Origin of the sequence: Megasphaera coli, assembly GCF_900095855.1 — a bacterium.
GTDB lineage: Bacteria > Bacillota > Negativicutes > Veillonellales > Megasphaeraceae > Megasphaera > Megasphaera massiliensis_A.
The window spans coordinates 646,768-668,720 of sequence record NZ_FMIY01000002.1 but is presented as its reverse complement, the minus strand read 5'-3'; the positions used below and the strand labels follow the sequence as shown (position 1 = coordinate 668,720).

The 21,953-nt window shown below is 51.3% G+C and carries 23 protein-coding genes and 1 tRNA gene; 22 read left to right on the top strand and 2 right to left on the bottom strand.

Translation table 11 applies throughout. The features are described 5' to 3' along the window. The first annotated feature begins 153 nt into the window (after positions 1 to 153). The 7 genes from BQ2674_RS03590 to BQ2674_RS03560 all read left to right on the top strand — a co-directional run bounded on the left by BQ2674_RS03590 (position 154) and on the right by BQ2674_RS03560 (position 9,154). Positions 154 to 522, top strand: a complete 369-nt coding sequence (locus BQ2674_RS03590) for a type II toxin-antitoxin system RelE/ParE family toxin (protein WP_075572484.1) — start codon at positions 154 to 156, stop codon at positions 520 to 522. Further along, entirely contained in the window at positions 519 to 797 is a 279-nt protein-coding gene (locus BQ2674_RS03585) for a helix-turn-helix domain-containing protein (protein ID WP_075572483.1), read from the top strand. Before BQ2674_RS03590 ends, BQ2674_RS03585 begins: the two co-directional genes overlap by 4 nt. 404 nt (positions 798 to 1,201) lie before the next feature. Further along, positions 1,202 to 3,688, top strand: coding sequence for a leucine--tRNA ligase (gene leuS, locus BQ2674_RS03580; protein ID WP_075572482.1), 2,487 nt, complete (start codon positions 1,202 to 1,204; stop codon positions 3,686 to 3,688). Positions 3,689 to 3,703: 15 nt separating this feature from the next. Then, entirely contained in the window at positions 3,704 to 4,324 is a 621-nt protein-coding gene (locus BQ2674_RS03575) for an NUDIX hydrolase (RefSeq protein ID WP_075572481.1), read from the top strand. A gap of 372 nt (positions 4,325 to 4,696) precedes the next feature. Next, positions 4,697 to 6,007, top strand: coding sequence for an S-layer homology domain-containing protein (locus tag BQ2674_RS03570; protein WP_075572480.1), 1,311 nt, complete (start codon positions 4,697 to 4,699; stop codon positions 6,005 to 6,007). 271 nt (positions 6,008 to 6,278) lie between these two features. Further along, on the top strand, positions 6,279 to 7,514 hold the full coding sequence (locus BQ2674_RS03565; RefSeq protein ID WP_075572479.1) for an S-layer homology domain-containing protein: 1,236 nt from the start codon (positions 6,279 to 6,281) through the stop codon (positions 7,512 to 7,514). A gap of 368 nt (positions 7,515 to 7,882) precedes the next feature. Next, on the top strand, positions 7,883 to 9,154 hold the full coding sequence (locus tag BQ2674_RS03560; protein ID WP_075572478.1) for an S-layer homology domain-containing protein: 1,272 nt from the start codon (positions 7,883 to 7,885) through the stop codon (positions 9,152 to 9,154). 138 nt (positions 9,155 to 9,292) lie between these two features. Here BQ2674_RS03560 and BQ2674_RS03555 read toward each other — a convergent pair. Then, positions 9,293 to 9,381: transfer RNA gene (locus BQ2674_RS03555), tRNA-Ser, on the bottom strand. Positions 9,382 to 9,553: 172 nt separating this feature from the next. Further along, positions 9,554 to 11,104: an AsmA family protein gene (locus tag BQ2674_RS03550; protein WP_075573343.1), complete on the bottom strand. Its 1,551-nt coding sequence runs from the start codon at positions 11,102 to 11,104 to the stop codon at positions 9,554 to 9,556. A gap of 135 nt (positions 11,105 to 11,239) precedes the next feature. Between BQ2674_RS03550 and BQ2674_RS03545 the strand changes: the two genes are divergently transcribed. The 15 genes from BQ2674_RS03545 to BQ2674_RS03475 all read left to right on the top strand — a co-directional run bounded on the left by BQ2674_RS03545 (position 11,240) and on the right by BQ2674_RS03475 (position 21,879). Continuing rightward, positions 11,240 to 12,379: a GspE/PulE family protein gene (locus tag BQ2674_RS03545; RefSeq protein ID WP_235828804.1), complete on the top strand. Its 1,140-nt coding sequence runs from the start codon at positions 11,240 to 11,242 to the stop codon at positions 12,377 to 12,379. A gap of 5 nt (positions 12,380 to 12,384) precedes the next feature. Then, the gene (locus BQ2674_RS03540) at positions 12,385 to 13,347 is read left to right on the top strand and encodes a type IV pilus twitching motility protein PilT (protein ID WP_075572476.1); all 963 of its coding nucleotides are present in this window, start codon (positions 12,385 to 12,387) and stop codon (positions 13,345 to 13,347) included. Continuing rightward, the gene (locus BQ2674_RS03535) at positions 13,344 to 14,546 is read left to right on the top strand and encodes a type II secretion system F family protein (RefSeq protein ID WP_083222297.1); all 1,203 of its coding nucleotides are present in this window, start codon (positions 13,344 to 13,346) and stop codon (positions 14,544 to 14,546) included. The genes BQ2674_RS03540 and BQ2674_RS03535 overlap by 4 nt, the downstream gene beginning before the upstream one ends. A 19-nt stretch (positions 14,547 to 14,565) precedes the next feature. Further along, positions 14,566 to 14,961 (top strand): competence type IV pilus major pilin ComGC, encoded by a 396-nt coding sequence (locus tag BQ2674_RS03530; RefSeq protein WP_075572475.1) that lies wholly within the window; start codon positions 14,566 to 14,568, stop codon positions 14,959 to 14,961. 11 nt (positions 14,962 to 14,972) lie between these two features. Continuing rightward, positions 14,973 to 15,440 (top strand): prepilin peptidase, encoded by a 468-nt coding sequence (locus tag BQ2674_RS03525; RefSeq protein ID WP_075572474.1) that lies wholly within the window; start codon positions 14,973 to 14,975, stop codon positions 15,438 to 15,440. Beyond that, a complete protein-coding gene (locus tag BQ2674_RS03520; RefSeq protein WP_235828803.1) occupies positions 15,416 to 15,865 on the top strand; it encodes a pilus assembly FimT family protein in 450 nt (149 codons plus the stop codon). Before BQ2674_RS03525 ends, BQ2674_RS03520 begins: the two co-directional genes overlap by 25 nt. Before the next feature lie 13 nt (positions 15,866 to 15,878). Continuing rightward, a complete protein-coding gene (locus BQ2674_RS03515) occupies positions 15,879 to 16,190 on the top strand; it encodes a hypothetical protein (RefSeq protein ID WP_075572473.1) in 312 nt (103 codons plus the stop codon). A 28-nt stretch (positions 16,191 to 16,218) separates the two neighbouring features. Then, on the top strand, positions 16,219 to 16,692 hold the full coding sequence (locus BQ2674_RS03510) for a hypothetical protein (RefSeq protein WP_075572472.1): 474 nt from the start codon (positions 16,219 to 16,221) through the stop codon (positions 16,690 to 16,692). After that, positions 16,679 to 17,089 (top strand): hypothetical protein, encoded by a 411-nt coding sequence (locus BQ2674_RS03505; protein WP_075572471.1) that lies wholly within the window; start codon positions 16,679 to 16,681, stop codon positions 17,087 to 17,089. Before BQ2674_RS03510 ends, BQ2674_RS03505 begins: the two co-directional genes overlap by 14 nt. A 13-nt stretch (positions 17,090 to 17,102) precedes the next feature. Next, a complete protein-coding gene (locus BQ2674_RS03500) occupies positions 17,103 to 18,365 on the top strand; it encodes a hypothetical protein (RefSeq protein ID WP_075572470.1) in 1,263 nt (420 codons plus the stop codon). Next, a complete protein-coding gene (locus BQ2674_RS03495) occupies positions 18,349 to 18,810 on the top strand; it encodes a hypothetical protein (RefSeq protein ID WP_075572469.1) in 462 nt (153 codons plus the stop codon). The genes BQ2674_RS03500 and BQ2674_RS03495 overlap by 17 nt, the downstream gene beginning before the upstream one ends. A 166-nt stretch (positions 18,811 to 18,976) precedes the next feature. Continuing rightward, the gene (locus BQ2674_RS03490; RefSeq protein ID WP_075572468.1) at positions 18,977 to 19,573 is read left to right on the top strand and encodes a shikimate kinase; all 597 of its coding nucleotides are present in this window, start codon (positions 18,977 to 18,979) and stop codon (positions 19,571 to 19,573) included. Next, positions 19,536 to 20,498, top strand: coding sequence for an ATP-dependent 6-phosphofructokinase (locus tag BQ2674_RS03485; RefSeq protein ID WP_075572467.1), 963 nt, complete (start codon positions 19,536 to 19,538; stop codon positions 20,496 to 20,498). Before BQ2674_RS03490 ends, BQ2674_RS03485 begins: the two co-directional genes overlap by 38 nt. Positions 20,499 to 20,513: 15 nt before the next feature. Continuing rightward, complete coding sequence (locus BQ2674_RS03480; RefSeq protein ID WP_075572466.1) at positions 20,514 to 21,173, top strand: amino acid ABC transporter permease; 660 nt, start codon at positions 20,514 to 20,516, stop codon at positions 21,171 to 21,173. Then, positions 21,160 to 21,879, top strand: a complete 720-nt coding sequence (locus BQ2674_RS03475; protein ID WP_075572465.1) for an amino acid ABC transporter ATP-binding protein — start codon at positions 21,160 to 21,162, stop codon at positions 21,877 to 21,879. The genes BQ2674_RS03480 and BQ2674_RS03475 overlap by 14 nt, the downstream gene beginning before the upstream one ends. Positions 21,880 to 21,953: the final 74 nt, after the last annotated feature.

Genomic DNA, 21,953 nt, shown 5'->3' with positions numbered 1-21,953 from the left:
GGGTGTATGGGACTGTTCCGATGACGGTATGCCGGGATGAGGATTTTGACGGAGATGGCTTGCCGGCCTGGATAGAGATATTGTTTAAGAAATATACATTGATTAATGATGGCGTTTATGCTATCGTAATAATAGAATTATAGAAAGGCGATTATGTACGAGATTGAATTTTATGAAAAGCAGAATGGCGAATCTGACGTATGGGATTTTTTGGAATCTTTGCGTATTAAGGGTATATCTAATAAAGATGCGCGGATTCAATATAATCAGGCTATTTTTTACATTGATCTGCTTTCCCGAAATGGTACAAGTCTGCCAACAAATATTACAAAACACATAGAAGAAGATATTTGGGAATTGAGACCCGGAAATAACAGAATTTTTTATTTTTATTATGATAGACACCGGTATGTACTGCTTCATCATTTTCGCAAAAAGTCACAGAAGACGCCGAAAAGGGAAATATCTCTTGCAAAGGCGGAACGGGATGATTATATTAGGCGGAAGGAGGTCCGATTATGAGAACTTGGGGAGAGTATAAGGCACATGTAAAAGCTGTCAGTTTTGAAGAACGTTGCAATATGGAAAGAATTGAAGAGGTAACAACCATTGTTTCTTCTATTATCAAAAGACGGCAGGAGCTTGGTATCAGTCAGCGCGCTCTTGCGGAACGCTGCGGTATTCCGCAGTCATCAGTTGCTCGCATTGAAACTCTTAAGACAACGCCTAAGCTTGATACTCTTATTAAGCTTATGCAAGCTCTTGACTTGAAGCTTCAAGTTGCTGCTGTCGGCTAGTATGTACTTATGTTCCGGTTTTCAAGGATTTGTTTGATTGGATGTATGCTGAAGTAAGGTATTTGGCAGCCGGCCCGGCAGTACTTTTATGCCGGGTCTTTTTGCATGACCAATTACTTGGTGGCCATGATTATGGTAGCCGCAGAGTCCAATAATCTGACGGCAGTAAATAAAGATTTCTGCCGGCTTGGGTGTATGAGACGGGGCCTCTCCTTCACCTCCGACAAACGTGCCGTTTGTAAGTCGGCTCCATGAGAAACCCCGTCTCATACTGTCGGAACTGTTCCGGTGACTGTATACCGGGATGTGTTGTTTTGCGTTCCTCTGATTGACTTGCCTGCACAGGAAATCTATAATAAAAATAATTTATTGCTGCCCTGCAGCGTATGGTAGGAGGCTCTCTCATGGAAAAATATATTCCGCAGGAAATTGAAAAGAAATGGCAACGCCGCTGGGCGGAGTCGCAGGTCGACAAAACTCCTGACGATAACGGCAGGCCGCCGTATTATGTACTGGAAATGTTTCCTTATCCGTCGGGCAATCTGCACATGGGGCATGTACGCAATTATACGATTGGCGACGTCATTGCCCGATATCGCCGCATGAATGGGTATAATGTTCTTCATCCCATGGGGTTCGATGCCTTCGGCATGCCTGCGGAAAACGCGGCCATTAAACGGAATATTCCGCCTGCCGACTGGACGTACGATAATATTAAGAATATGGAGCGGCAGCAGCGGGAGCTGGGCCTGTCATATGACTGGGACCGGGAAGTGGCTACGTGCCATCGTGAATATTACCGCTGGACGCAATGGATTTTTGAGCTCCTCTATAAGCGCGGCCTCGCGTACCGCAAGGAAGCGAAGGTAAACTGGTGCCGAACCTGCAACACCGTGCTTGCGAACGAACAGGTCATCGACGGCAAGTGCTGGCGTTGTGACAATGAGGTGACGAAGAAGGATTTGAAGCAGTGGTTCTTCAAGATCACGGACTACGCCGAGCAGCTTCTGGACGATTTGGCATTGCTGCCGGGCTGGCCCGAACGGGTCAAGACGATGCAAAAGAACTGGATCGGCCGCAGCGAAGGGACGAATTTTGCTTTTGACTTGCCGGAAATCGGTGAAAAGCTGGAAATGTTCTCGACCCGTGTCGATACGATTTGCGGCACGACCTTTGTCGTGCTTGCGCCGGAACACCGTTTTGTCGAACGCCTTATTGCGGGCAAGCCGAACGAAGCGGAATTGCGCGCCTTTATTGAACGCGTTAAGAATCAGAGCGACATGGAACGGACGTCGACGGAAGCGGAAAAGGTCGGCATGTTTACGGGAGCTTACGCCGTAAATCCCGTAAACGGCGAAAAGGTTCCCGTCTGGATTGCCAATTACGTCCTTGCAGACTACGGCACGGGCGCCGTCATGGGCGTTGCCGGCCACGACCAGCGGGACTACGAGTTCTGTAAGAAGTACGATATTCCTATTCATTACGTCATTGAAGATCCGACAGGACAATATGATTACAGCGCTTCCGGTTCGGAGGCATATATCGGCGACGGCCGCCTCATGAACTCCGGTGAGTTCGACGGCCTTACGGTGGAGGAAGCGAAGAAAGCCATTACGAAGTGGCTTGAAGAGCACAAGTTCGGTAAGGGGATGATTAATTTCCGCCTCCGCGACTGGCTTATTTCACGGCAGCGCTATTGGGGGGCGCCCATTCCCGTTATTTATTGCGACAAGTGCGGCGAACAGCTTGTGCCGGAAGAAGATTTGCCAGTAGAGCTGCCGGCGGACGTGAAATTTACGGCAGGTGCCGTCTCGCCACTGGCGACGAGTGAGCATTTCATTCGTTGCACATGTCCGAAATGCGGCGGTCCGGCACATAGAGAAACGGACACGATGGATACCTTCGTCTGCTCGTCATGGTATTATCTGCGCTATACGGATGCGCGCAATACAAGGGTGCCGTGGGAGCCGAAGAAGGCAAACCGCTGGATGAACGTGGATCAATATATCGGCGGTATTGAGCACGCCATCTTACATCTCCTCTATTCGCGCTTTTTTATGAAGGTTTTCCGTGACGCCGGTCTCGTTGAAGCTTCCGAGCCCTTCGAACGCCTTTTGACGCAGGGTATGGTTTTAAAGGACGGCAGCAAGATGTCCAAGTCCAAGGGTAACGTCGTCTCGCCGGAAGAAATTATTGAACGCTACGGTGCCGATACGGCCCGTCTCTTTATCCTCTTTGCGGCGCCGCCCGAACGGGATCTGGAATGGTCCGACAGGGGCGTCGAAGGGGCATACCGCTTTCTGAACCGCGTTTGGCGTATTGTCCGGCAATTTGCGGATATTGCCGCAACGGGTGAAAAAGCGGACGGCAGGTACTCGGCAGCCGACAAAAAATTACGCTTCGTCGAATATACGTCCGTCAAGAAAATTACAACCGACGTAACCGGTGCGGACGGCGACTACGCCCTCAATACGGCAGTCAGCGCAATCATGGAATTTGTCAACGCCATGTATGCCTACCTTGGCGATGAAAATAAAACTCCTCGTGCCGGTGTAGCGGCAGAAGCGAATAAGAACCTCCTCCGTCTCCTGGCACCCTTTACGCCGCATATTGCGGAAGAATTATGGCATGCCGTCGGTATGGACGGCAGTGTGCACGAACAGGGGTGGCCCCAAACGGATACATCCGCTCTCGCTGTCGACACCGTTGAACTGCCTGTTCAGATTAACGGCAAAGTGCGGGAACACCTGACCGTGAGTATCTCGGCGACGACTGACGAAATTAAGGCCCGAACACTTGCTTTGCCGCGCATTGCCGGACTCCTTGAAGGAAAGAACGTTATCAAGTTCATCGTCGTTCCCGGCAAGATCATCAACCTCGTCGTGAAGTAGGGTAAAGGATCAGTTATGGACGAACATACTCTCTTATCGCCCTGGCCTGCTCGGGACGTGCATCACTTGCCGGGTTTTCACAACATACGGTGTGCCGTCCTTGTGCCCATTGTCAAGGCGGATGGAGAATTGCACCTTCTCTATGAAGTGCGCAGTGCCGAGCTCAAGTGGCAGCCCTGCGACATTTCCTTCCCCGGCGGAAAAATAGAAGCCGGCGACATGTCGCCACAGGCGGCGGCCGTCAGGGAAGCCATGGAAGAGCTCTACCTCAAAAAAGAACACATACAGATTCTCGGGGCCTTGGATTACGTCGAATCCATTACGGGCTTTACGCTCTATCCTTTTGCGGCCCGACTTGACGTGGTGCCGCACTTGTGCCGTACGTCCGAAGTGGAGTATCTTTTTACGGTACCCCTTAAGTGGCTCGCGGAAAATCCGCCGCAGCAGGCGGAAATGGACTTGGCTACCCGGCCGGGCGCTCACTTCCCGGCAGACGTCCCCTTTCCGGGCAATCCCATGGAATGGCGGCCGCGCAAGACCTGTTTCGTTTACATCTATCGCTACGGCAATCACCGTATTTGGGGCATGACCGCTCAGATTACGAAACACTTCATCGACTTGATACAAACTATGTAATGCGCAGAGGACTGTCCATGACGGACAGTCCTCTTTATGCGTTTGGAATAAGCATAATTGCAAAATAAGTATAAATAAAATAATTAACTTTATTAATAAAATATATCTGAAAAATTGCGAAACAGTGTATTTGGACAGCCATCAGTAAATGGGATTCCTTATCAAAATTGTCGTTGACAGGTTTTATTAATTACGTTAAAATGTAGGCGCAATATCGGTGCTCATGCAGGCGGTATTGCCGCGGCAGTGTAAAAAGTAATCGAGCCGGAAGAGAGGAAACATGGTCAACTCGCCCGGAAGGCCGATTCGCATGTATACTGTCGTTACGTTACGAAGCAGGAAAAAGTATACACACGAAAAGAGGTAATTTAAATGAAAAAGAAAGTACTCGCAACTTTAGTCGCAACCATGGCTGTAGGCGCTACGGCATTTGCGGCCAACCCGTTTGTCGACGTACCGGCCGACAGCTGGGCGTACAATTCCGTAGTGGAATTGGCAAATTCCGGCATCATCCAGGGCGTTGACGGCGTTCACTTTGAAGGCGAACGCAACATTACCCGTTATGAAGCGGCTGAAATCGTAGCCAAGGCTATGGCTCACGAAGACCGTGCCAATGCGGAACAGCGCGCTCTCATCAACAAATTGGCCGACGAATTTTCCGATGAACTCAACAACCTCGGCGTTCGCGTTGCCAATTTGGAAAACCGCGTAGGTAATGTAAAACTTACAGGTGACGCAAATATCCATTATCAGCATCAGAAGGGGAACATTGAAAACGATGCTTCCTGGGAATATGCAGTTCACCTCCTTGCTACGGCAACCGTTAACGACCGTACGAAGGTCAACTTCGGTATCAGCACGGACGATATGAGCTTTGCCGACTCCAATTCCGCTTCGAGCGGCGAAGACCACAAGCTCTATGTGGACCATGCAAACGTTGACTACAGCGCGGGCAGCCACTTCAATTTCCTCGTCGGCCGCTATGATTACCAAATCGGCAACGGCTTGGGACTCCAATATGGCGATACCTTTGACGGCGCACAGATGAAATATTTTACGGACCACGTTGCTTTGACTGCCGGTTACGGTAAATTTAAAGAAGGCGACAACGAAGAAACGACTCCGGGTAATGACGGATATGTAAATACTTGGGGTGACCTCCTCAACGTTAAAACGGCGTATGTAAGCCTGGACGGCATGTGGGATAAGGTCGGTGCAGGCGTTTACTACAACAACTTTGTAGACGGCGAAGCGAAAGCGAAGAACCTTGACCATCTCTTCGGCGGTTACCTGTCCTTCAACTTCGGCAAGAAGTGGAATCTCACCGGCGACTACCAACGCGTTACAAAGGACAAAGAAACGGCCACAAATCCGGACGGCAACCTCTGGGGCGCTAAACTTCAGTATGGCGCTGCAGATCCCGAAGAAAAGGGCAGCTGGGATGTATGGGTCGACTACGTAAAGGCTGACAAAGGTGCATTCTACGGCAATACGGCCAACTGGCGCGACAACGGCTACCTCGGTTATGAACACGGTGTTAAAGGCTGGGGCGTAGGCTTCGACTATGCACTGGCTAAAAATGTCGTCCTTGCAGTAGGCCAGACTTTCGGCACGAAAAATGCCGACAATTCGAATGTCAAACAAAAAGAATACACCAGTGCGGAACTGGACTTCTTCTTCTAAAAAGAATGAATACAAGAGCGATGGGAATTTTTTATCCCGTCGCTTTTTGTATTATTGCTTGACAAGTTTTCCGAATAGGTTGTATACTTTTAACAAATCCGTTGGTGTACTCGTGTGCAGGCAACAGATATAAAGGAAAATAGGGCATACGCAGTCAGGCAGTAAGAGAGAGGAAACATGGACAACTCGCCTGTGACCCCTGACGGCAGTGCATATATTTTCCGACCTGTACCGGTACAAGAAAATATATTTTTGAAAAGGGGTATTTACAATGAAAAAGAAAGTACTCGCAACTTTAGTCGCAACCATGGCTGTAGGCGCTACGGCATTTGCAGCCAACCCGTTTGTCGACGTACCGGCCGACAGCTGGGCGTACAATTCCGTAGTGGAATTGGCAAATTCCGGCATCATTCAGGGCGTTGACGGCGTTCACTTCCAGGGTGACCGCAACATCACCCGTTATGAAGCGGCTGAAATCGTGGCCAAGGCTATGGCTCACGAAGACCGTGCCAATGCGGAACAGCGTGCTCTCATCAACAAGTTGGCCGACGAATTTTCCGATGAACTCAACAACCTCGGCGTTCGCGTATCCAACCTGGAAGAACGTGTCGGCAACGTAAAACTGACGGGCGACGCTCGTATCCGTTACATGCATCAAAAAGATGCCGGACAGAAAAACGACAACTCCTGGCAGTTCCGTACACGTCTTCGTGCCAATGCCATGATTAACGACCGCGCAACGGCCGTATTGGGTGTAAACTTCAACACCAAATTCTCCAACACGAACGCCGCATCTGAAGACAAAGACAAATTCTATGTCGACCGCGCATATGTAGATTATAAACTCGGCGGTGACAAGAACTGGGATATCATGGTCGGTCGTTACGACTATGAATTGGGCAACAACATGGCTCTTCCGTACGGTGAAACCTTTGACGGTGCTCAGCTCAAATACGCTAACGACAAATTTGCCGCTACAGCCGGCTATGGTAAGTTCAAAGAAGGTGGCTTGAACAACGTCAAGACCGGTTACGGCGAATTGGAAGGCTTCTTCGGCGGCGGCTCCGCGGCAGGTTCCGCTATAGGTGTGTACTACAATGACTTCAGCAATGTTGCTGATTTGGATAGTCTTTGGGGCGCATACACGAGCATCAACTTCGCGAAGAAGTGGAACTTCAATTTTGAAGGATATCGCGTAAAAGGCGATTCCGGACATGCCAACGGCTATGGCGGCAAATTGCAGTACGGCAAGGCAATGTTTTCTCAGCCTAAAACTTGGGATCTCTGGGTTGACTACATTAATGTTGACGCTAACGCGGCAGATGATGATGCAACGGGAAGCTGGAGAAACAACGTTAACGATACGAAGAGCTGGGGCGTCGGTGCAGACTATACGTTTGCCAAGAACGCGCAGTTCCAGGTATTCCAGACCTTCAATAATAAAGTTAAGAGCACGAGCGAAGACCGCGATGAACTCACGCGTGCGCAATTCGTATTCGTATTCTAAGCTGAATAAGAGAAATGTTGCAGGAAAGACCGTTCTTTTGAGCGGTCTTTTTTGCATTCCCGTAACAGCTCCGTTACGGCACGGAGCTGAAAAATGACGGAATAACCGCTACGGAGCTGCCATAAAAGGCGGACAAAAGAGAAAACTTTAAGAGCTTGACAAGTTTTCCGAATAGGTTGTATACTTTTAACAAATCCGTTGGTGTACTCGTATGCAGGCAACGGATGTAAAGGAAAATAGGGCATACGCAGTCAGGCAGTAAGAGAGAGGAAACATGGACAACTCGCCTGTGACCCCTGACGGCAGTGCATATATTTTCCGACCTGTACCGGCACAAGAAAATATATTTTTGAAAAGGGGTATTTACAATGAAAAAGAAAGTACTCGCAACATTAGTTGCATCCATGGCTGTAGGTGCTACGGCATTTGCTGCCAACCCGTTTGTCGACGTACCGGCCGACAGCTGGGCGTACAATTCCGTAGTGGAATTGGCAAATTCCGGCATCATCCAGGGCGTTGACGGCGTTCATTTTGAAGGTGACCGCAACATCACCCGCTATGAAGCGGCTGAAATCGTAGCCAAGGCTATGGCTCACGAAGACCGTGCCAATGCGGAACAGCGCGCTCTCATCAACAAGTTGGCCGACGAATTTTCCGATGAACTCAACAACCTCGGCGTTCGCGTATCCAACCTGGAAGAACGCGTAGGTAACGTAAAACTGACGGGCGACGCTCGTCTCCGTTACATGAACCAGAACGACACGTCCAACAAAAATGACGGTTCCTGGCAGTTCCGTACGCGTCTCCGCGCTAACGCGAGAATTAACGACCGCGCAACGGCCGTATTGGGCGTAAATTTCAACACCAATTTTGCCAACGAGGATGCCGCATCTGACAGCGACAAAGACAAATTCTTCGTTGACCGCGCGTATGTGGATTATAAGCTCGGCGGCGACAAGAACTGGGATGTCATGGTCGGCCGTTACGACTATGAACTGGGCAACGCTTCCGGCATTCAGTTCGGCGATAACTTCGACGGCGCTCAGCTCAAATACGCTAACGACAAGTTTGCCGCTACAGCCGGCTACGGTAAGTTCAAAGAAGGCAACTTGAACAATGTCAAGACCGGTTACGGTGAATTGGAAGGCTTCTTCGGCGGCGGCTCCGCGGCAGGTTCCGCTCTGGGTGCATACTACAACAGCTTCCATACGGCTCCGGCAGTGAACAATGACCGTCCCGACGACCTCTGGGGTGCCTATGCAAGCATTAACTTCGGCAAGAAGTGGAACGTCTTCGGTGAATATGAAAAAGTAAACAACATGGGATCCACATCCGATGCCGACGTATTCCTCGCTAAACTGCAGTACGGCAAGGCTAAATTTACGCAACCCAAGTCTTGGGATCTCTGGGTCGACTACTTGAATGCTGAAAAGAACGGTATCTACGGTTCTACTGGCAACTGGAGAACGGATGCCCTTCTCGGCAAAACGAACGGAATTGAAACGTGGGGTGTCGGTGCCGACTACACCTTCGCTAAGAACGCGCAGTTCCAGGTATTCCAGTCTTTCTCGTCCAAAGCAAAAGACGACACGAAGGATCCGGAAGAACTCACACGTGCACAGTTCGTATTCGTATTCTAATCCCGACGCGGGATATGGCAAAGAGGCCGCTCTTCGGAGCGGCTCTTTGTATGTCTGTAAAGCAAAAAAACGGCAGTAATGACATTGTCATTGCTGCCGTTTTTGCCGTGGTATCATAGTTTTGTGAGAAAATAAAAATGGCGGAGCGGGTGGGATTCGAACCCACGAGACCTTGCGGCCTAACTGATTTCGAGTCAGCCCCGTTATGACCACTTCGATACCGCTCCGTATCATACCTTACTAGTCTAGCATGCTTTGCTTGCAGCCGTCAAGGCCAAGCTTACAAACACCTGACGATGCTCCGGTGTAGTCGAAATGCGGATTTCATATTTAATCCTTTCCAAACGAAAAAAGACAGCTTGTTTTTTCAGACTGCCTTTTCGTTTTTGCATGCAAAGTTTAAGGTCTAATTATAGCTCCTTTAGTGCGGCCCGCACTCTCTTTAATGCGCCTTGCATTTTCCTTAATGGCGGCTATACTTTCCTTCATGGCCGGTGCAGATTCCCGCATGTGTCCGGATGCCTCGTTAAGGGAAGCCATATTTTTTTTGATTTGCGCCATATTCTCCTTTGTTTCGGACCATCTGTTGTCCGACGGGTTGGGAGAAAAAATATTGAAAGCATTCGTCGAGCCTGGGAAAACGACGTTAATATCGCCCAAAATAACCTGCCCTCTTTCAATGCGCAGGGCGTCCGTCGTAAAGAGGCCGAATTTCGTGTCAATGGCGACGTCGTAAAATTCCAGCACATTGCGTCTGTTGCTGAAATTGCCCCTGATGAAGTTAAAACGGAGCGGGAAGTACGAGCCTTTGCCGGAGCGGAAAGAGCCGTACGTGAGTACATTTTTCGGGTCGCCGTCGCATTCCATATTGATATCCAAGGCAACGAGACAGGAAAATTCTATACGCTTTAAGGCAATGCGGCTGTCCAGATCCGTACCGGTGCCGTAAATATGATAGGCTCTGGTGTTTATATCGTAGTCGCCGTGCGCCGTGAGCTTGCCGTTATATACATCCGCCCGAACGTTCGTAAAGGTGAAGAGTCCGTTGCTGTAGGTAACGTCGCCGGTCACATCCGTAAAGTCCAAGGCCGGCAGAGAGAGTTTTTCCATAGAAAGTTTGCCCTGCGCCGTCGGCCGTGTAACCGGCCCCGCAGCGTAGGTCTTTAAGGTGAGCGGATCGTGAATGGATTGGCCGAAGCCGAGAGAGGACGGATCGACCTTGAGGATATTGACGGCTAAATCCATTTCGGGCAATTCCGGCTTGAGGTCGATCGTCCCGGATACGGTAATACCGTCGCCGACGGAGGTTCCCGCAAAGGGGCCGGAAGAGAAGTCGATATTCATGTATTCGTTCGACTTCAAGGCAATCGCCGCATCGACGGATGACATAATGTAGTGATTATTTTGATGGTATGCTTCGAAGCGGCAGTTGTTCAGGCACAGGCGAACGTTGAATTTTTTGCCGCTTACGTTCAGGTTGCGTACCTTTTCGTCAAGGCTGCGCTTTTGTCCCTTTGACAGTCGTTCCGCCTCGTCCTGGCCGATAAGGTCGGCCTGCATATCCTTGTCGAAGTAGGCCGTGACGGTTGAATCGTTGAGTGTAACTTCACGGAGGGTCGTCGTCTTTATGCGGCGGTGCAGAATAAAATCCCACGGGTTGACACGGAGGCTGCCGCTTGGTACGTAAAGAATGCGGTTGCCTGACGCATCGTCCCAGACAAGATCCGTAAAGGTAATGCGGCCCTGCAGATCTGCGGCGATAGTGTTGACGGTCAGACTTCCTTTGACGACGTCCTGATTTGCGGCGATGCGGTTAAACATGTATGCCGCACCGTGAGATGCGGAGACCGCCAAGAGAAGGAGGACGGCGGCGGCAGTACAAAAGAATATACCTGTTCGCTGCGCCCATGTACGGGCGCGTTTATTTTTTTTTGCAAAAGGATTTTTCATGATTTTCACGATCTTTCTGAAAATGCTTGACTGCTTCATTATACCACATGGCGGCAGGGCTTAAAAAAAGATTAATTCTGTTTTACTCTTCGTTAGAAAGAGCTGAAAACCCTTCTTTTTTCATATTTCTGCCGTATGATGAAGACAAAAGGCGGTGATGTGATGCAGTCCTTTGTCTGGCACGATAGAGAGCGGGCGACGGGAACGGCCCAGGAATTGGTTGACTTACTTTTGAGCTACAGCCTGCATCATAAGGCCAGCGATATTCACATTGAGCCCTTGGATGATGTCCTGCGTGCGCGCTGCCGCATAGACGGTGTTCTCCATGTCGTCGGGACGCTCCCGAAGGAAAAGGCTGAAGCCGTCCTCATTCGTCTCAAAATCATGGCGGCCCTTGACATTGCCAACAAGCGGCAGCCTCAGGACGGGCGCATGCTTTGGCGGCAAGACGGACGAAATATCGACCTGCGTCTCAGCACGATGCCCACTGTACGCGGCGAGAAAGCGGTCATCCGCATGCTTGGTGAAAACACGCCGGATTTGCGTTTGGACGGACTGGGCTTACAGGAAAAGGCGATCCGTCTCATACGCCGTATCATCGGCGGCAAAAACGGCCTGTTTCTCGTCTGCGGTCCGACGGGGAGCGGCAAGACGACGACCTTGTACGCGGCTTTGCGGGAGATTGCGGTGGATAACGTCAGCATTGCCACTCTGGAGGACCCGGTGGAGTATAAGTGTGACGGATTTTGTCAAAGCCAGATTAATCCGAAAGGAGGCGTCGAGTTTCATAACGGCCTGCGCGCCCTTCTGCGGCAGGATCCGGATATTCTCGTCGTCGGTGAGATTCGTGATGCCGAGACGGCGGCCATCGCAGTGCGTGCCGCCCTCACGGGGCACCTCGTCTTCAGCACGCTCCATACTTCGTCGGCTCTGGACGTGCCGGGCCGCCTCGTCGATATGGGTGTGGAGGCCTATCTTGTAGCCGACGCGTTAATCGGCGTGACGGCACAGCGCCTTGTGCGCAGGCTTTGTACGGGCTGCGCCGGCAAGGGCTGTGATGCCTGTCACGGCAGCGGTTACAGAGGGCGCATCTGCCTGGCCGAAGTTGTTCCCGTCGGAAAGGTCTTGCGTAAGGTTATCCGCAATATGGGCGGTGCCGAAGAAATGAAACATACCGCTGGGGAGGATGCCTTATTTTTTGATGACGCCGTCCGTCAGGCCCTGAATGAGGCCGTGACGACGGAAGCGGAAATTCATCGCGTTTACACGGAGTAAGGGTTATGGATATTGACGCTTTATTGAGGACTGCAGCGGAAATGAGGGCCGGAGACTTACACCTTCAGGAAGGACGGCAGCCTTTGGCGCGCTGCAACGATGACCTCGTCCCCGTTGCGGCGGACCCGATCGAAAAAGAAGATATGCTTTCCTGGCTTGCGTCGCGGCACGAAGGATTGCGGAACGGCGAATGCCTGTCCTTTTCCTTCGTCACGACCGACGGTCTGCGTTGCCGCGCCCACTGGTCGACGGAGCTTGCCGGAATTCACGGCGTTCTGCGCCTCCTGTATCCGCTCGGCAGTCTGCCTGACGACGAGGACATGGATATTTTGACAAGGCTCAGCCGTCTGAGGGCCGGCCTCGTTCTCGCCGTCGGTGCAACGGGCAGCGGCAAGACGACGACGCTCTGGCGTATGCTGACCTATTTGAATACGCACAGAGCCTGTCACATCATTACGCTCGAAGACCCCGTGGAGTATGTCGTGTCCGGTGAGAAAGCCCTCATTGCACAGCGTGAGTGGAAACGCCACTTCACATCCTTTGCGGCAGCTGTTAAAGAGGCTCTGCGTCAGGACCCGGACGTCATTCTGGTCGGTGAAATGCGTGATGCCGCCACGATGGAAGCGGCCTTGACTGCAGCCGAGACGGGGCACCTCGTCTTTTCGTCTTTGCACACGCAGTCGGCGGCTCAGACAATTACGCGTATTATCGGCATGGCCGAAAGCGGTCAGGAAAACTTTCTGCGTTACCGCCTCTCTCTATCCTTGCAGGCGGTCCTGGCGCAACAGCGCCGCTTTGTGAACGGTACGACGCATATTTATAGAGAAATCCTTACACGTACGCCTGCCGTGGCCCAGCTCATCCGCAGCGGCAAGGAACACCAACTGCAAACACTCATGCAGACGGGCGGTGCCGAGGGCATGCGCACGATGGAACAGGCTCTCAGGAAAGACGGTGTACGGGAATGAGACGATTTTCCGTCCATATGACAGATGTCGACGGCAGGGAGCGGGAGTATATTCTCTTTGCGCCGTCCGCTTCGGCGGTACGGGAAAAATTGAAGCGGGAAAAAAAGCGGGTTCTGTCCGTGCAGGAGAAATACGGACTTTTCGGCAGCCGGGAAAAAGAGAAAAGCATGACCGCCGAACGGTTGTCCTTTTTCTTCAATCAGACAGCCCTGCTTGCGGCGACGGGCATTTCTTTTGTCGAAGCATGGAAGCTTCTTTTATCGGATGTGCGCGACAAAAAGGACGCCATGCGTCTCAAAAACTGTATTGCCGCCATGGAAAGCGGTAAGAGCGCAGCGGCTTCCATGGAAGAGACGGGCCTCTTTCCGCCGCTGGCGTGTAATATTATACGCGCCGGGGAGCGGTCCGGACATGTAGAAGAAATGCTGTGTCTTCTCGGTGAATATTATAAGGCGTCGCAGGAACAGCAGGCGCGGATTCGCGGCATTTTTATTTATCCTGCTTTTCTGTTTATCTGTATTACACTTCTTTTCTTCGGCGCCGTTTTTTTCATACTCCCGGTCTTTGCGGAACTTTTTTCCGAAATGGGAACGCCCTTGCCGAAAGGTACGCGCATTTTACTTGCAACGGGAAATTTCCTGCGCGATTACGGCGCCTTCGTCTTCAGCGCCCTCGTCGCCGCAGGTATTTCAATATATTCGGCATTACGAAGGAGGCGGTATAGGGAAATAGGAGAAAACTTACTTTTCAGAGCCGCGTGGATACGGCACGTCTGTCTGCTTTGGTCTTGGCAGCGGTTCAGCTTGATTTTATCCGTGCAAATGGCCGGGGGCATCCCGATTTTAGACGCCATTCAGGATGCCGCTGCCGTTATTCCGCTTTTGACCTTTCGCGGCCACGTGCATCGTATGGCTCGTTGTCTGGAGAACGGCATGTCTTTCAGTGATGCCGTTAAAACGGGAAGATTCGGGACATCTTACGTAGAAACAATGCTGAAAGTCGGCGAAACGACGGGAGACTATGACAAGGTTCTCCGGACAATTTCCACTTACTACGGTTGGCGGCTGCAGCAACTGATGTCACTTATACGGAAGGTGACGGAGCCGCTTATACTGGTTTTCGTCGGCCTCGTGACGGGTGCCCTTGTGCTTGGGCTCTTATTGCCCCTTTTGGACATGGTTACGGCCGTCGGTGAATAGCCGGGAAAGGAGAGTATTTATGATTCGCTTGAAAAAAACTTGGAAAAAACCTGTGCGCAACGGTTTTTCTCTGCTTGAAATGTTGGTTGTCGTCAGTATTATCTTAATTCTCGCCACCGTTGCCGTACCGAAGTTCATGTCCGCCGGCAAGACGGCAAAGCTCGCTAAAATCAGTGCGGATATTCGTACCATCGACAATGCGGCGGCTCTCTATGAAATTGATAAAGGCAAGTATCCGGACAGCGTGGCCGCACTGGCTGAGAAGGACAGTGAGGGCAAGGCGTACTTGCAGTTTGAACCGAAGCTGCCGGACAATACGAATTATACGATAAGCGCCGACGGTGTCGTGTCCGGTACCTTTGACGGCAAGACGTACACGTCACAAATGGAAGACATTAAAAACGGCGGATCCTAAGGAGGTACGAAATGGGACAATTTGCCGGCGTCGGCGGTGCAATATATTTGGCGGCTGTCGCCACGCTTACACTTGTCATAGCCTATACGGATTTACGTTGGTATTGGGTGCCTGACGTCGGCGTTCTCTGCTTGGCCGCAGTGCAGGCCTTTGCCCTCGGTATGCACCTCGTAGAGCCGGATCTTGCCGTCTCCGCCGGCGTGTCCCTCTTCTTTATCCTTATATATGTCTTCTCGCGCGGCGGTATGGGCAGCGGTGACGTAAAGCTGGGGGTCGTCCTCAGTATCGGATGCACCGGCATAGGTGCTTACGGTATGGTTCTTTTCGCCTTCGCGTCAGCCCTTGTCATTGCCGTGCCGCAGCGGTTTGTACGGGGGAGCGGATACGTACCTTTTGCGCCTTTCTTATTGGCCGGATGGTGGGTATCGCTTATTTTCTACAAGGAGTGGGTGCAGTGCGTACTGCCCGTAAGTCTCTGACCGGCGGTTATATGCTGACGGAGCTGCTCGTATGCGTCTTTATTTTTATGCTTGTACTGACGGCGGCCGTGCCGACGGCTCTGCAGCGTCGCCATGAACGGTATGCTGTTGACACGGCGGTGCAGGAGCTTGTCACGGATTTGGAGAATATGCGCATTCGTGCCGTTGCCAACGGCAGCGCAAGCAGAGAAAAATGGCGATTGCATGTGCGGGAAAGGGAATATACAATTGCGCGTAACGTCTTTACGAGGGTTAAAAGAAGAAAATTCGGCCCGAATATCGTCGCCGTGGGCGGCTCTATGTCTTTTGATGCCCAAGGTAGGCCGGAAGACAAGGAAATGCGCATTATTGTGCAGACGAAAGACAAGTCATACAGACGTGAGATCATTATTGCCGCCCAGACCGGACGCGTGCGTCTGGAATAGGGAAAAGGGCTTCATGCTCTGCGAAGTGCTCATAGCGGCGGCCGTGGGTCTTATTCTTTTCGGCGCAGCCTTTACCTGCTTTCGTCAGGCAATGTACAGCATGAAACGGGCCGAGGCCATACGGGCGGCGACAACAGTCGGAAAGGATGTCATGGAGCGCAGTGCCGGGTTGTCCCCGCAACATGACAACATGCTTCAGAAAAAATACGGTCTTACGGTTGCGGCTGAAACGGAGCGGACAGGTCCTTTCAGAAAACGAATCGTAACGGTTAGGGACGAATATGGGGAAGTATACAGATTTGCCCTCCTGGAGAGAACGAAATAAGAACGGTTTTTTATTGACGGAGATACTTATGTATACGACAGCGGCTCTTGTTATGATTGTCCTCTTCTTCAGTATCGTTGCACAGGGAACGAGACTTTATGTAAGAGCGGGAGCACGGCATAATCTGCTTCGTCAGACCATGGCCTGTGAAGAAATCGTCTATGCGGATTTGCGTTATGCTGCGGACTGCCGCGTTACGCCGTCACAGATCCTGTTTAAAAATGCCGCCGGCGAAGAGTCGGGGTATTTCATCAGCGGACGGCATCTGTACAGGCGGCTTGACCATGGCAATCGCCAGCCCCTTACGGGCAACGACAACGGCGAAGGATATACGAATGTTTATATTGCACACTACGGCAAGGAGCCTTACTTTTCGGAGGACGGCGATACGATTTGCATGCGGTTCGTCCTTGTAAACAGGCGCACCGGCGACGAGCAGATCTGTGCCGTGCGCGCCTTGCCGCTGGCAAGGATTTGGAGGAATGACCATGGAGAGACGTGAGAACGGATTTTTGACGTATGCAGTCCTTGCCATGGGCACGGGGCTTCTGGCGGCAGCCGTTATGACGGCGCGGTTCACCTTCTTTGAGATCAAGGCGGCAAAGGATTATTACCGTGCGGCACAAGCTGCGTATTTGGCGGAAAGCGCTTTGGCCATAGGCTATGAAAAATGTAAGGCCGACGGAAAATTTACTGCTGCGGCTCTGCCGGATTCATATGGATTGACCGAGCCCGGGGATGTCTTGGGCATTCGAATTTCATCCTTTTACGAAGGTATTATGCTTAGCGGTTACGGCGTGACGGCCGACGGGGCCGTCGCCAAGACTTGCTCTATACGGGTAGTGCCGGATAAACGCGCCGAAAACGGCGACCTTCTCATTGATTGGGTTCGATATTGACGGAATTTGTAATATGATGAACAGTTTTTGCAGGCGCAAGGCCGTCATCTGGCCGGGGAAAAATGGTTTATATATATTAAAGGAAGAAAAGACGCGCTTTTATCGTACGAATATGTGCCAATACCTGCAGTACGATTATACGCCGGCACAGCGTAGGGCCGGCGACGGGCGAATGCTCCTTGCCTTGGCCGATTGTATTGACGTTTACGGTCTTGCGGACTACGGTATTTATATAATCATCGGTGATGAGCGTCTTGTCATGCGCACGGTCTCTCTGCCGACAAGAAGCCGCAAAGAAGCGAAGCAGTCCGTCGCCTGGAGCGGCATTATGTTGGACAGCGGTGACGGCTATCTCTTTGATGTACGGTGCGTGAAAAAAGATGCGGGCAGTAACGAGTACGAATGGCTTGCCGCCGCCTATCCGCAGGACTTCATAGCGGCTTTGCACGCTTGTTGTGTCAAAAAGGGAGTGACTCTTTTGGCGGTAGACGTTTTGCCGGCGGCGGTACGGGATTTTTGCTCCGCTTATGAAGGTACCGTGTTCATTGATGACGGCGCCTTTCGCCATACTGTCGTCTTAAAACCTCGTTCCGTCGAGGCTTATGTCTGCGAAGAGAAAAAAAACGGTGATGACGCCGATGCGGCAGACTCGCTGCAGGTTCATGGCGATTCGAAGTGGCTGCAAAAGGCCGTTTATGCCGGTTGTTCCGGTACGGCGGCTCTGCTCGTGACCGGGTTGTACGCACGGCATATGCGCTTCAATTTACTTGAAAAAGAAGAGACTGAAGAAATTGGTAAAAGAACGCTGAAGAAATATGCTCCCGCCGTGGAAATCATCCTCATCAGCGCCTGCGTATTAACGGCTATAGCAGGGCAGGTTACGGAACGCGTTCTGCAACGTGAATACACCGCTTATTGCACAGACGGCCGGGCCGTGGCGGAACGTGTGGCTGCGGCCAACGGGAAAGGGCGGGAGGCCGAACGGGCCGCCAAGGAACTGAAGAGGCGCCTTGACGGGCGAACGCATATTACGTCCCTGCTCGTAGCTCTCAGCGGGACTAAGCCGGCCGGCGTAGAAGTTGAATCCTTGTCCTGTACGCGCAACGTTTTTACCGTCACGGCAAAGACGGAAAGAAAAGAAGATATTGCCGTCTGGCAGGGGAGGCTGACGAAGGCAATGGATAAGGCACGTGTCGACGTGCGTCGCGTCGAGGGAAAAGAAAAGGCGGCCCGCTTTGAGTTGACGGTGGAGATAAACGGTGATATGCATCAATGACATAAAAGAAAAATACATGCCTTTCATTATAGGTCTTACAAGCTGTGTCCTCTTCTTTTTATTCTGTCGTGATGCGGCTCTCTACGATCTTTGCCGCAATTGGCGTGAAACCAATCGTCTCTTGGCGGCGTATGACACGGACGACCGTGACGGCGGCGAAAGCCGGCCCTTTGCCATAGGTGAAAAAACGGACTTTCCCGGCCTCTTGGAAGAGCGGGCTGCAGTTTGTAAGGTACAGCTTTTGTCTTTACGGCAAAGCGGAGCGAAAGAAGGCGGATACGAAGGTACGGCTGAAGGTTCGTACAGTGATATCATCCGTTTTTTCGATGTCCTTGACGAAGCCTTTCCGCCCGTGCGAACGGAGCTGAAAGAAATCAAACGGACCGGTGAAGCTTTGCAATTAACCTTTCTCATTGTTCCTTACGGCAACGACGAGAGAAAATAAAACTTCATATATACTGCCAAAATGCTCATATTATGCAGATTTATCATAAATAATGCATAAAATGAGCTATTTTTTTTATGTTTATACTGTTATTTGCTGATTTTTTCTGTTATAATATAGCCCACAACACGTATAGATTTTCAAATTCGGCATAAGGGGGGAAGCAATGGTAAAGCGAAATATCGTTCTCGTCGGTATGATGGGAAGCGGTAAGAGTCATATCGGCCGTAAATTGGCACAGCGTATGAACTGGCAATTCGTCGATACGGATCGTCGTCTGGAGCGGGATACGGCCATGTCCATTGCCGAATACTACGGGTCTTTCGGAGTAAAGGCCTTTCGCGAAAAAGAAATTGCCATTCTGCATCAAGTGAGCCGTTATCACGAGGCCGTTATTTCCGTAGGCGGGAATTTTCCCATGAATATTGAGACCTACCGCATTCTTCATCGTCACGGCATTATCGTCGCACTTGTGTCCGAGCCGTATCGCGTAACGGAGCGCGTCGGACGCCACATCGGGAAACGGCCCACTGTGGACTACGATGATTTACAGAACTTCGTGCACACCATGATGGAACAGTGGAAGGCCGTATATCCGTACTGTGATTTTACTGTTGACACGACGCGCGGCGGTGCGTCACAAATTGTGGACATGATCGTTGAACATATTAAGAATGCAAACATATATTTTGTCAAACGCGGCACAGGGGGTGAAGAGAAGCGAAATGATACAAAAAATAGCGGTACTGACAAGCGGCGGTGACGCGCCGGGCATGAATGCGGCTATTCGCGGTGTTACGCGCTATGCCGACTGCAAGGGGATCGCCGTGGAAGGCATTGCCCACGGCTATGCCGGCCTCATAGAGGAAGAAATGCGTCCCCTCGACAGGCGTGCCGTCGGTGAGACGATTCAGCGGGGCGGCACATTTTTGCGTACGGCCCGCTGTAAGGAGTTTTTTGACCGCAACGTGCAGGAACGGGCTGCAAAATTTTTGCGGCGACGACAGATAGACGCCCTCGTCGTCATTGGCGGTGACGGCTCCATGAAGGGGGCGCAGGCCCTCAGCTCTTTCGGTATGCCGACAGTTGTTATTCCCGGTACCATTGACGGCGACATGATCGGTACGGAATACACCGTCGGACTGGATACGGCCGTCAATACGGTTCTCGTGTCGGTCAACAAAATTCGCGACACTGCCGTTTCTCATGACCGCGTGGCCGTCGTAGAGGTCATGGGGCGCCATGCGGGATTCATCGCCCTCTATTCGGGTCTGGCAGTCGGTGCCGAAGCGGTATTGACGCCGGAAAAGCCCGTCGATTTGGCGGCCCTCTGCGGCGATCTCCTGGCATCGCACGGTATGAAGAAACGCAGCAGTATTATTATTGTTGCCGAAGGAGCGGCAAACAGCGGCACCGTCGTCGATTACATACGGGAACACACGTACCTGGAAGCGAATTTGACCGTTCTCGGCTATATTCAGCGCGGCGGTTCGCCGACGGCGTACGACTCGATTATGGCGGGACTTTTTGCGCAAAAGGCCGTAGATACCCTTATTGCGGGGCAGTATAACTGTATTATCGGCTCTGTCGGGCAAAAAATTGCCGCCGTACCGTACGAAGAGGCGCATACGGTTCGCCTTAAATTCGATACAAACATATATAAACTTATACATCAGCTGGGAAAATAGAGGAGTGGGGAGAGAATGAATGTTGATTTAATCGTAAATTCTTTGCCGTTACTGTTAATGGGTGCAGGCGTGACCATTAAAATTACGGCCATGTCCGTAGGACTCGGCTTTATTTTGGGCCTCATTGTCAGCGTCTGCCGCCTGTCGGGCAATAAAATACTGAACGCCGTTTGCGTTTGCTATGTGAATATTATTCGCGGTACGCCCATACTGGTGCAAATATTTCTCATTTATTTCGCCTTACCGCGCATCATCGGCCAGCAGATCAATCCCTTTGTGGCTGCCGTTTCGGCGTGTTCCATCAACAGCGGCGCTTATGTGTCGGAAATTTTCCGCGCCGGCATCCAGTCCGTCGACAAAGGACAAATGGAAGCGGGCCGTTCTCTCGGTCTGTCGTGGATGCAGACCATGCTGTACATCATTTTGCCGCAAGCCTTTAAGCACGTCATTCCGCCTCTGGGAAACGAGTTTATTTCCATGACCAAAGAAACGTCACAGGTATCGGTTATCGGTTTCGAAGAGCTTACGCGCCGCGGCCAGTTGATCATCTCCAAGACGTACGGCGCCTTGGAAATCTGGGTGTCCGTCGCCGTAATTTACCTGATTATGACGCTCGGCATCGCCCGGCTGGTCACATACTTGGAACGGAGGTTTGCAGTAGATGATAGAAATTAAGGACTTAAAAAAATCATTCGGTAAGCATGAGATCTTAAAAGGCGTCAATCTGACCATTCACGATAAAGAAGTAGTCGTCATTATCGGTCCGTCCGGTTCCGGCAAGAGTACGATTCTGCGTTGTATTAATTACTTGGAAGAACCGACGTCCGGCGAAATTATAGTCGACGGTATCAGCATGGATTCGGCGAAAAAAATAAATGAAGTGCGCATGGAAGTGGGCATGGTATTTCAGCGCTTCAATCTCTTTCCGCACATGACGGTTCTGGAAAATATTATTCTCGCTCCCATGAAGGGACGTCATACAGGAAAAGAGGAAGCCGTCGAAACGGCGGTGCAGCTTCTCGCAAAAGTCGGACTGGTTGATAAGAAGGATGCCTATCCCGGCACTTTGTCCGGCGGCCAGCAGCAGCGTGTGGCCATTGCCAGAGCCCTGGCCATGAAGCCGAAGTTTATGCTCTTTGACGAACCGACGTCCGCCTTGGATCCGGAAATGGTGCGGGAAGTTTTGGATGTCATAAAAGAGCTCGCCGAAGAAGGTATGTCCATGGCCATCGTCACGCATGAAATGGGTTTTGCCCGCGAAGTGGCCGACCGGATCCTTTTTATTGACGAAGGTGTTGTTCTGGAAGAAGGCAAGCCGGAAGATCTTTTTATGAATCCGCAGGAAGAAAGAACGAAAGAATTTTTATCAAAAATATTATAAGGAATACGGGACGAGCTGTTGCAATACGTCCCGTTTCGCATATATGCCTTTCGCTCATCTTTTATAGGTAAATA

Coding starts and splice junctions, on each gene's coding strand:
- BQ2674_RS03590 (WP_075572484.1), top strand. CDS start 154: ATGTACGAGATTGAATTTTATGAAAAGCAGAATGGCGAATCTGACGTA.
- BQ2674_RS03585 (WP_075572483.1), top strand. CDS start 519: ATGAGAACTTGGGGAGAGTATAAGGCACATGTAAAAGCTGTCAGTTTT.
- leuS (WP_075572482.1), top strand. CDS start 1,202: ATGGAAAAATATATTCCGCAGGAAATTGAAAAGAAATGGCAACGCCGC.
- BQ2674_RS03575 (WP_075572481.1), top strand. CDS start 3,704: ATGGACGAACATACTCTCTTATCGCCCTGGCCTGCTCGGGACGTGCAT.
- BQ2674_RS03570 (WP_075572480.1), top strand. CDS start 4,697: ATGAAAAAGAAAGTACTCGCAACTTTAGTCGCAACCATGGCTGTAGGC.
- BQ2674_RS03565 (WP_075572479.1), top strand. CDS start 6,279: ATGAAAAAGAAAGTACTCGCAACTTTAGTCGCAACCATGGCTGTAGGC.
- BQ2674_RS03560 (WP_075572478.1), top strand. CDS start 7,883: ATGAAAAAGAAAGTACTCGCAACATTAGTTGCATCCATGGCTGTAGGT.
- BQ2674_RS03550 (WP_075573343.1), bottom strand. CDS start 11,104: ATGAAAAATCCTTTTGCAAAAAAAAATAAACGCGCCCGTACATGGGCG.
- BQ2674_RS03545 (WP_235828804.1), top strand. CDS start 11,240: ATGATGAAGACAAAAGGCGGTGATGTGATGCAGTCCTTTGTCTGGCAC.
- BQ2674_RS03540 (WP_075572476.1), top strand. CDS start 12,385: ATGGATATTGACGCTTTATTGAGGACTGCAGCGGAAATGAGGGCCGGA.
- BQ2674_RS03535 (WP_083222297.1), top strand. CDS start 13,344: ATGAGACGATTTTCCGTCCATATGACAGATGTCGACGGCAGGGAGCGG.
- BQ2674_RS03530 (WP_075572475.1), top strand. CDS start 14,566: ATGATTCGCTTGAAAAAAACTTGGAAAAAACCTGTGCGCAACGGTTTT.
- BQ2674_RS03525 (WP_075572474.1), top strand. CDS start 14,973: ATGGGACAATTTGCCGGCGTCGGCGGTGCAATATATTTGGCGGCTGTC.
- BQ2674_RS03515 (WP_075572473.1), top strand. CDS start 15,879: ATGCTCTGCGAAGTGCTCATAGCGGCGGCCGTGGGTCTTATTCTTTTC.
- BQ2674_RS03510 (WP_075572472.1), top strand. CDS start 16,219: ATGTATACGACAGCGGCTCTTGTTATGATTGTCCTCTTCTTCAGTATC.
- BQ2674_RS03505 (WP_075572471.1), top strand. CDS start 16,679: ATGGAGAGACGTGAGAACGGATTTTTGACGTATGCAGTCCTTGCCATG.
- BQ2674_RS03500 (WP_075572470.1), top strand. CDS start 17,103: ATGATGAACAGTTTTTGCAGGCGCAAGGCCGTCATCTGGCCGGGGAAA.
- BQ2674_RS03490 (WP_075572468.1), top strand. CDS start 18,977: ATGGTAAAGCGAAATATCGTTCTCGTCGGTATGATGGGAAGCGGTAAG.
- BQ2674_RS03485 (WP_075572467.1), top strand. CDS start 19,536: ATGATACAAAAAATAGCGGTACTGACAAGCGGCGGTGACGCGCCGGGC.
- BQ2674_RS03480 (WP_075572466.1), top strand. CDS start 20,514: ATGAATGTTGATTTAATCGTAAATTCTTTGCCGTTACTGTTAATGGGT.
- BQ2674_RS03475 (WP_075572465.1), top strand. CDS start 21,160: ATGATAGAAATTAAGGACTTAAAAAAATCATTCGGTAAGCATGAGATC.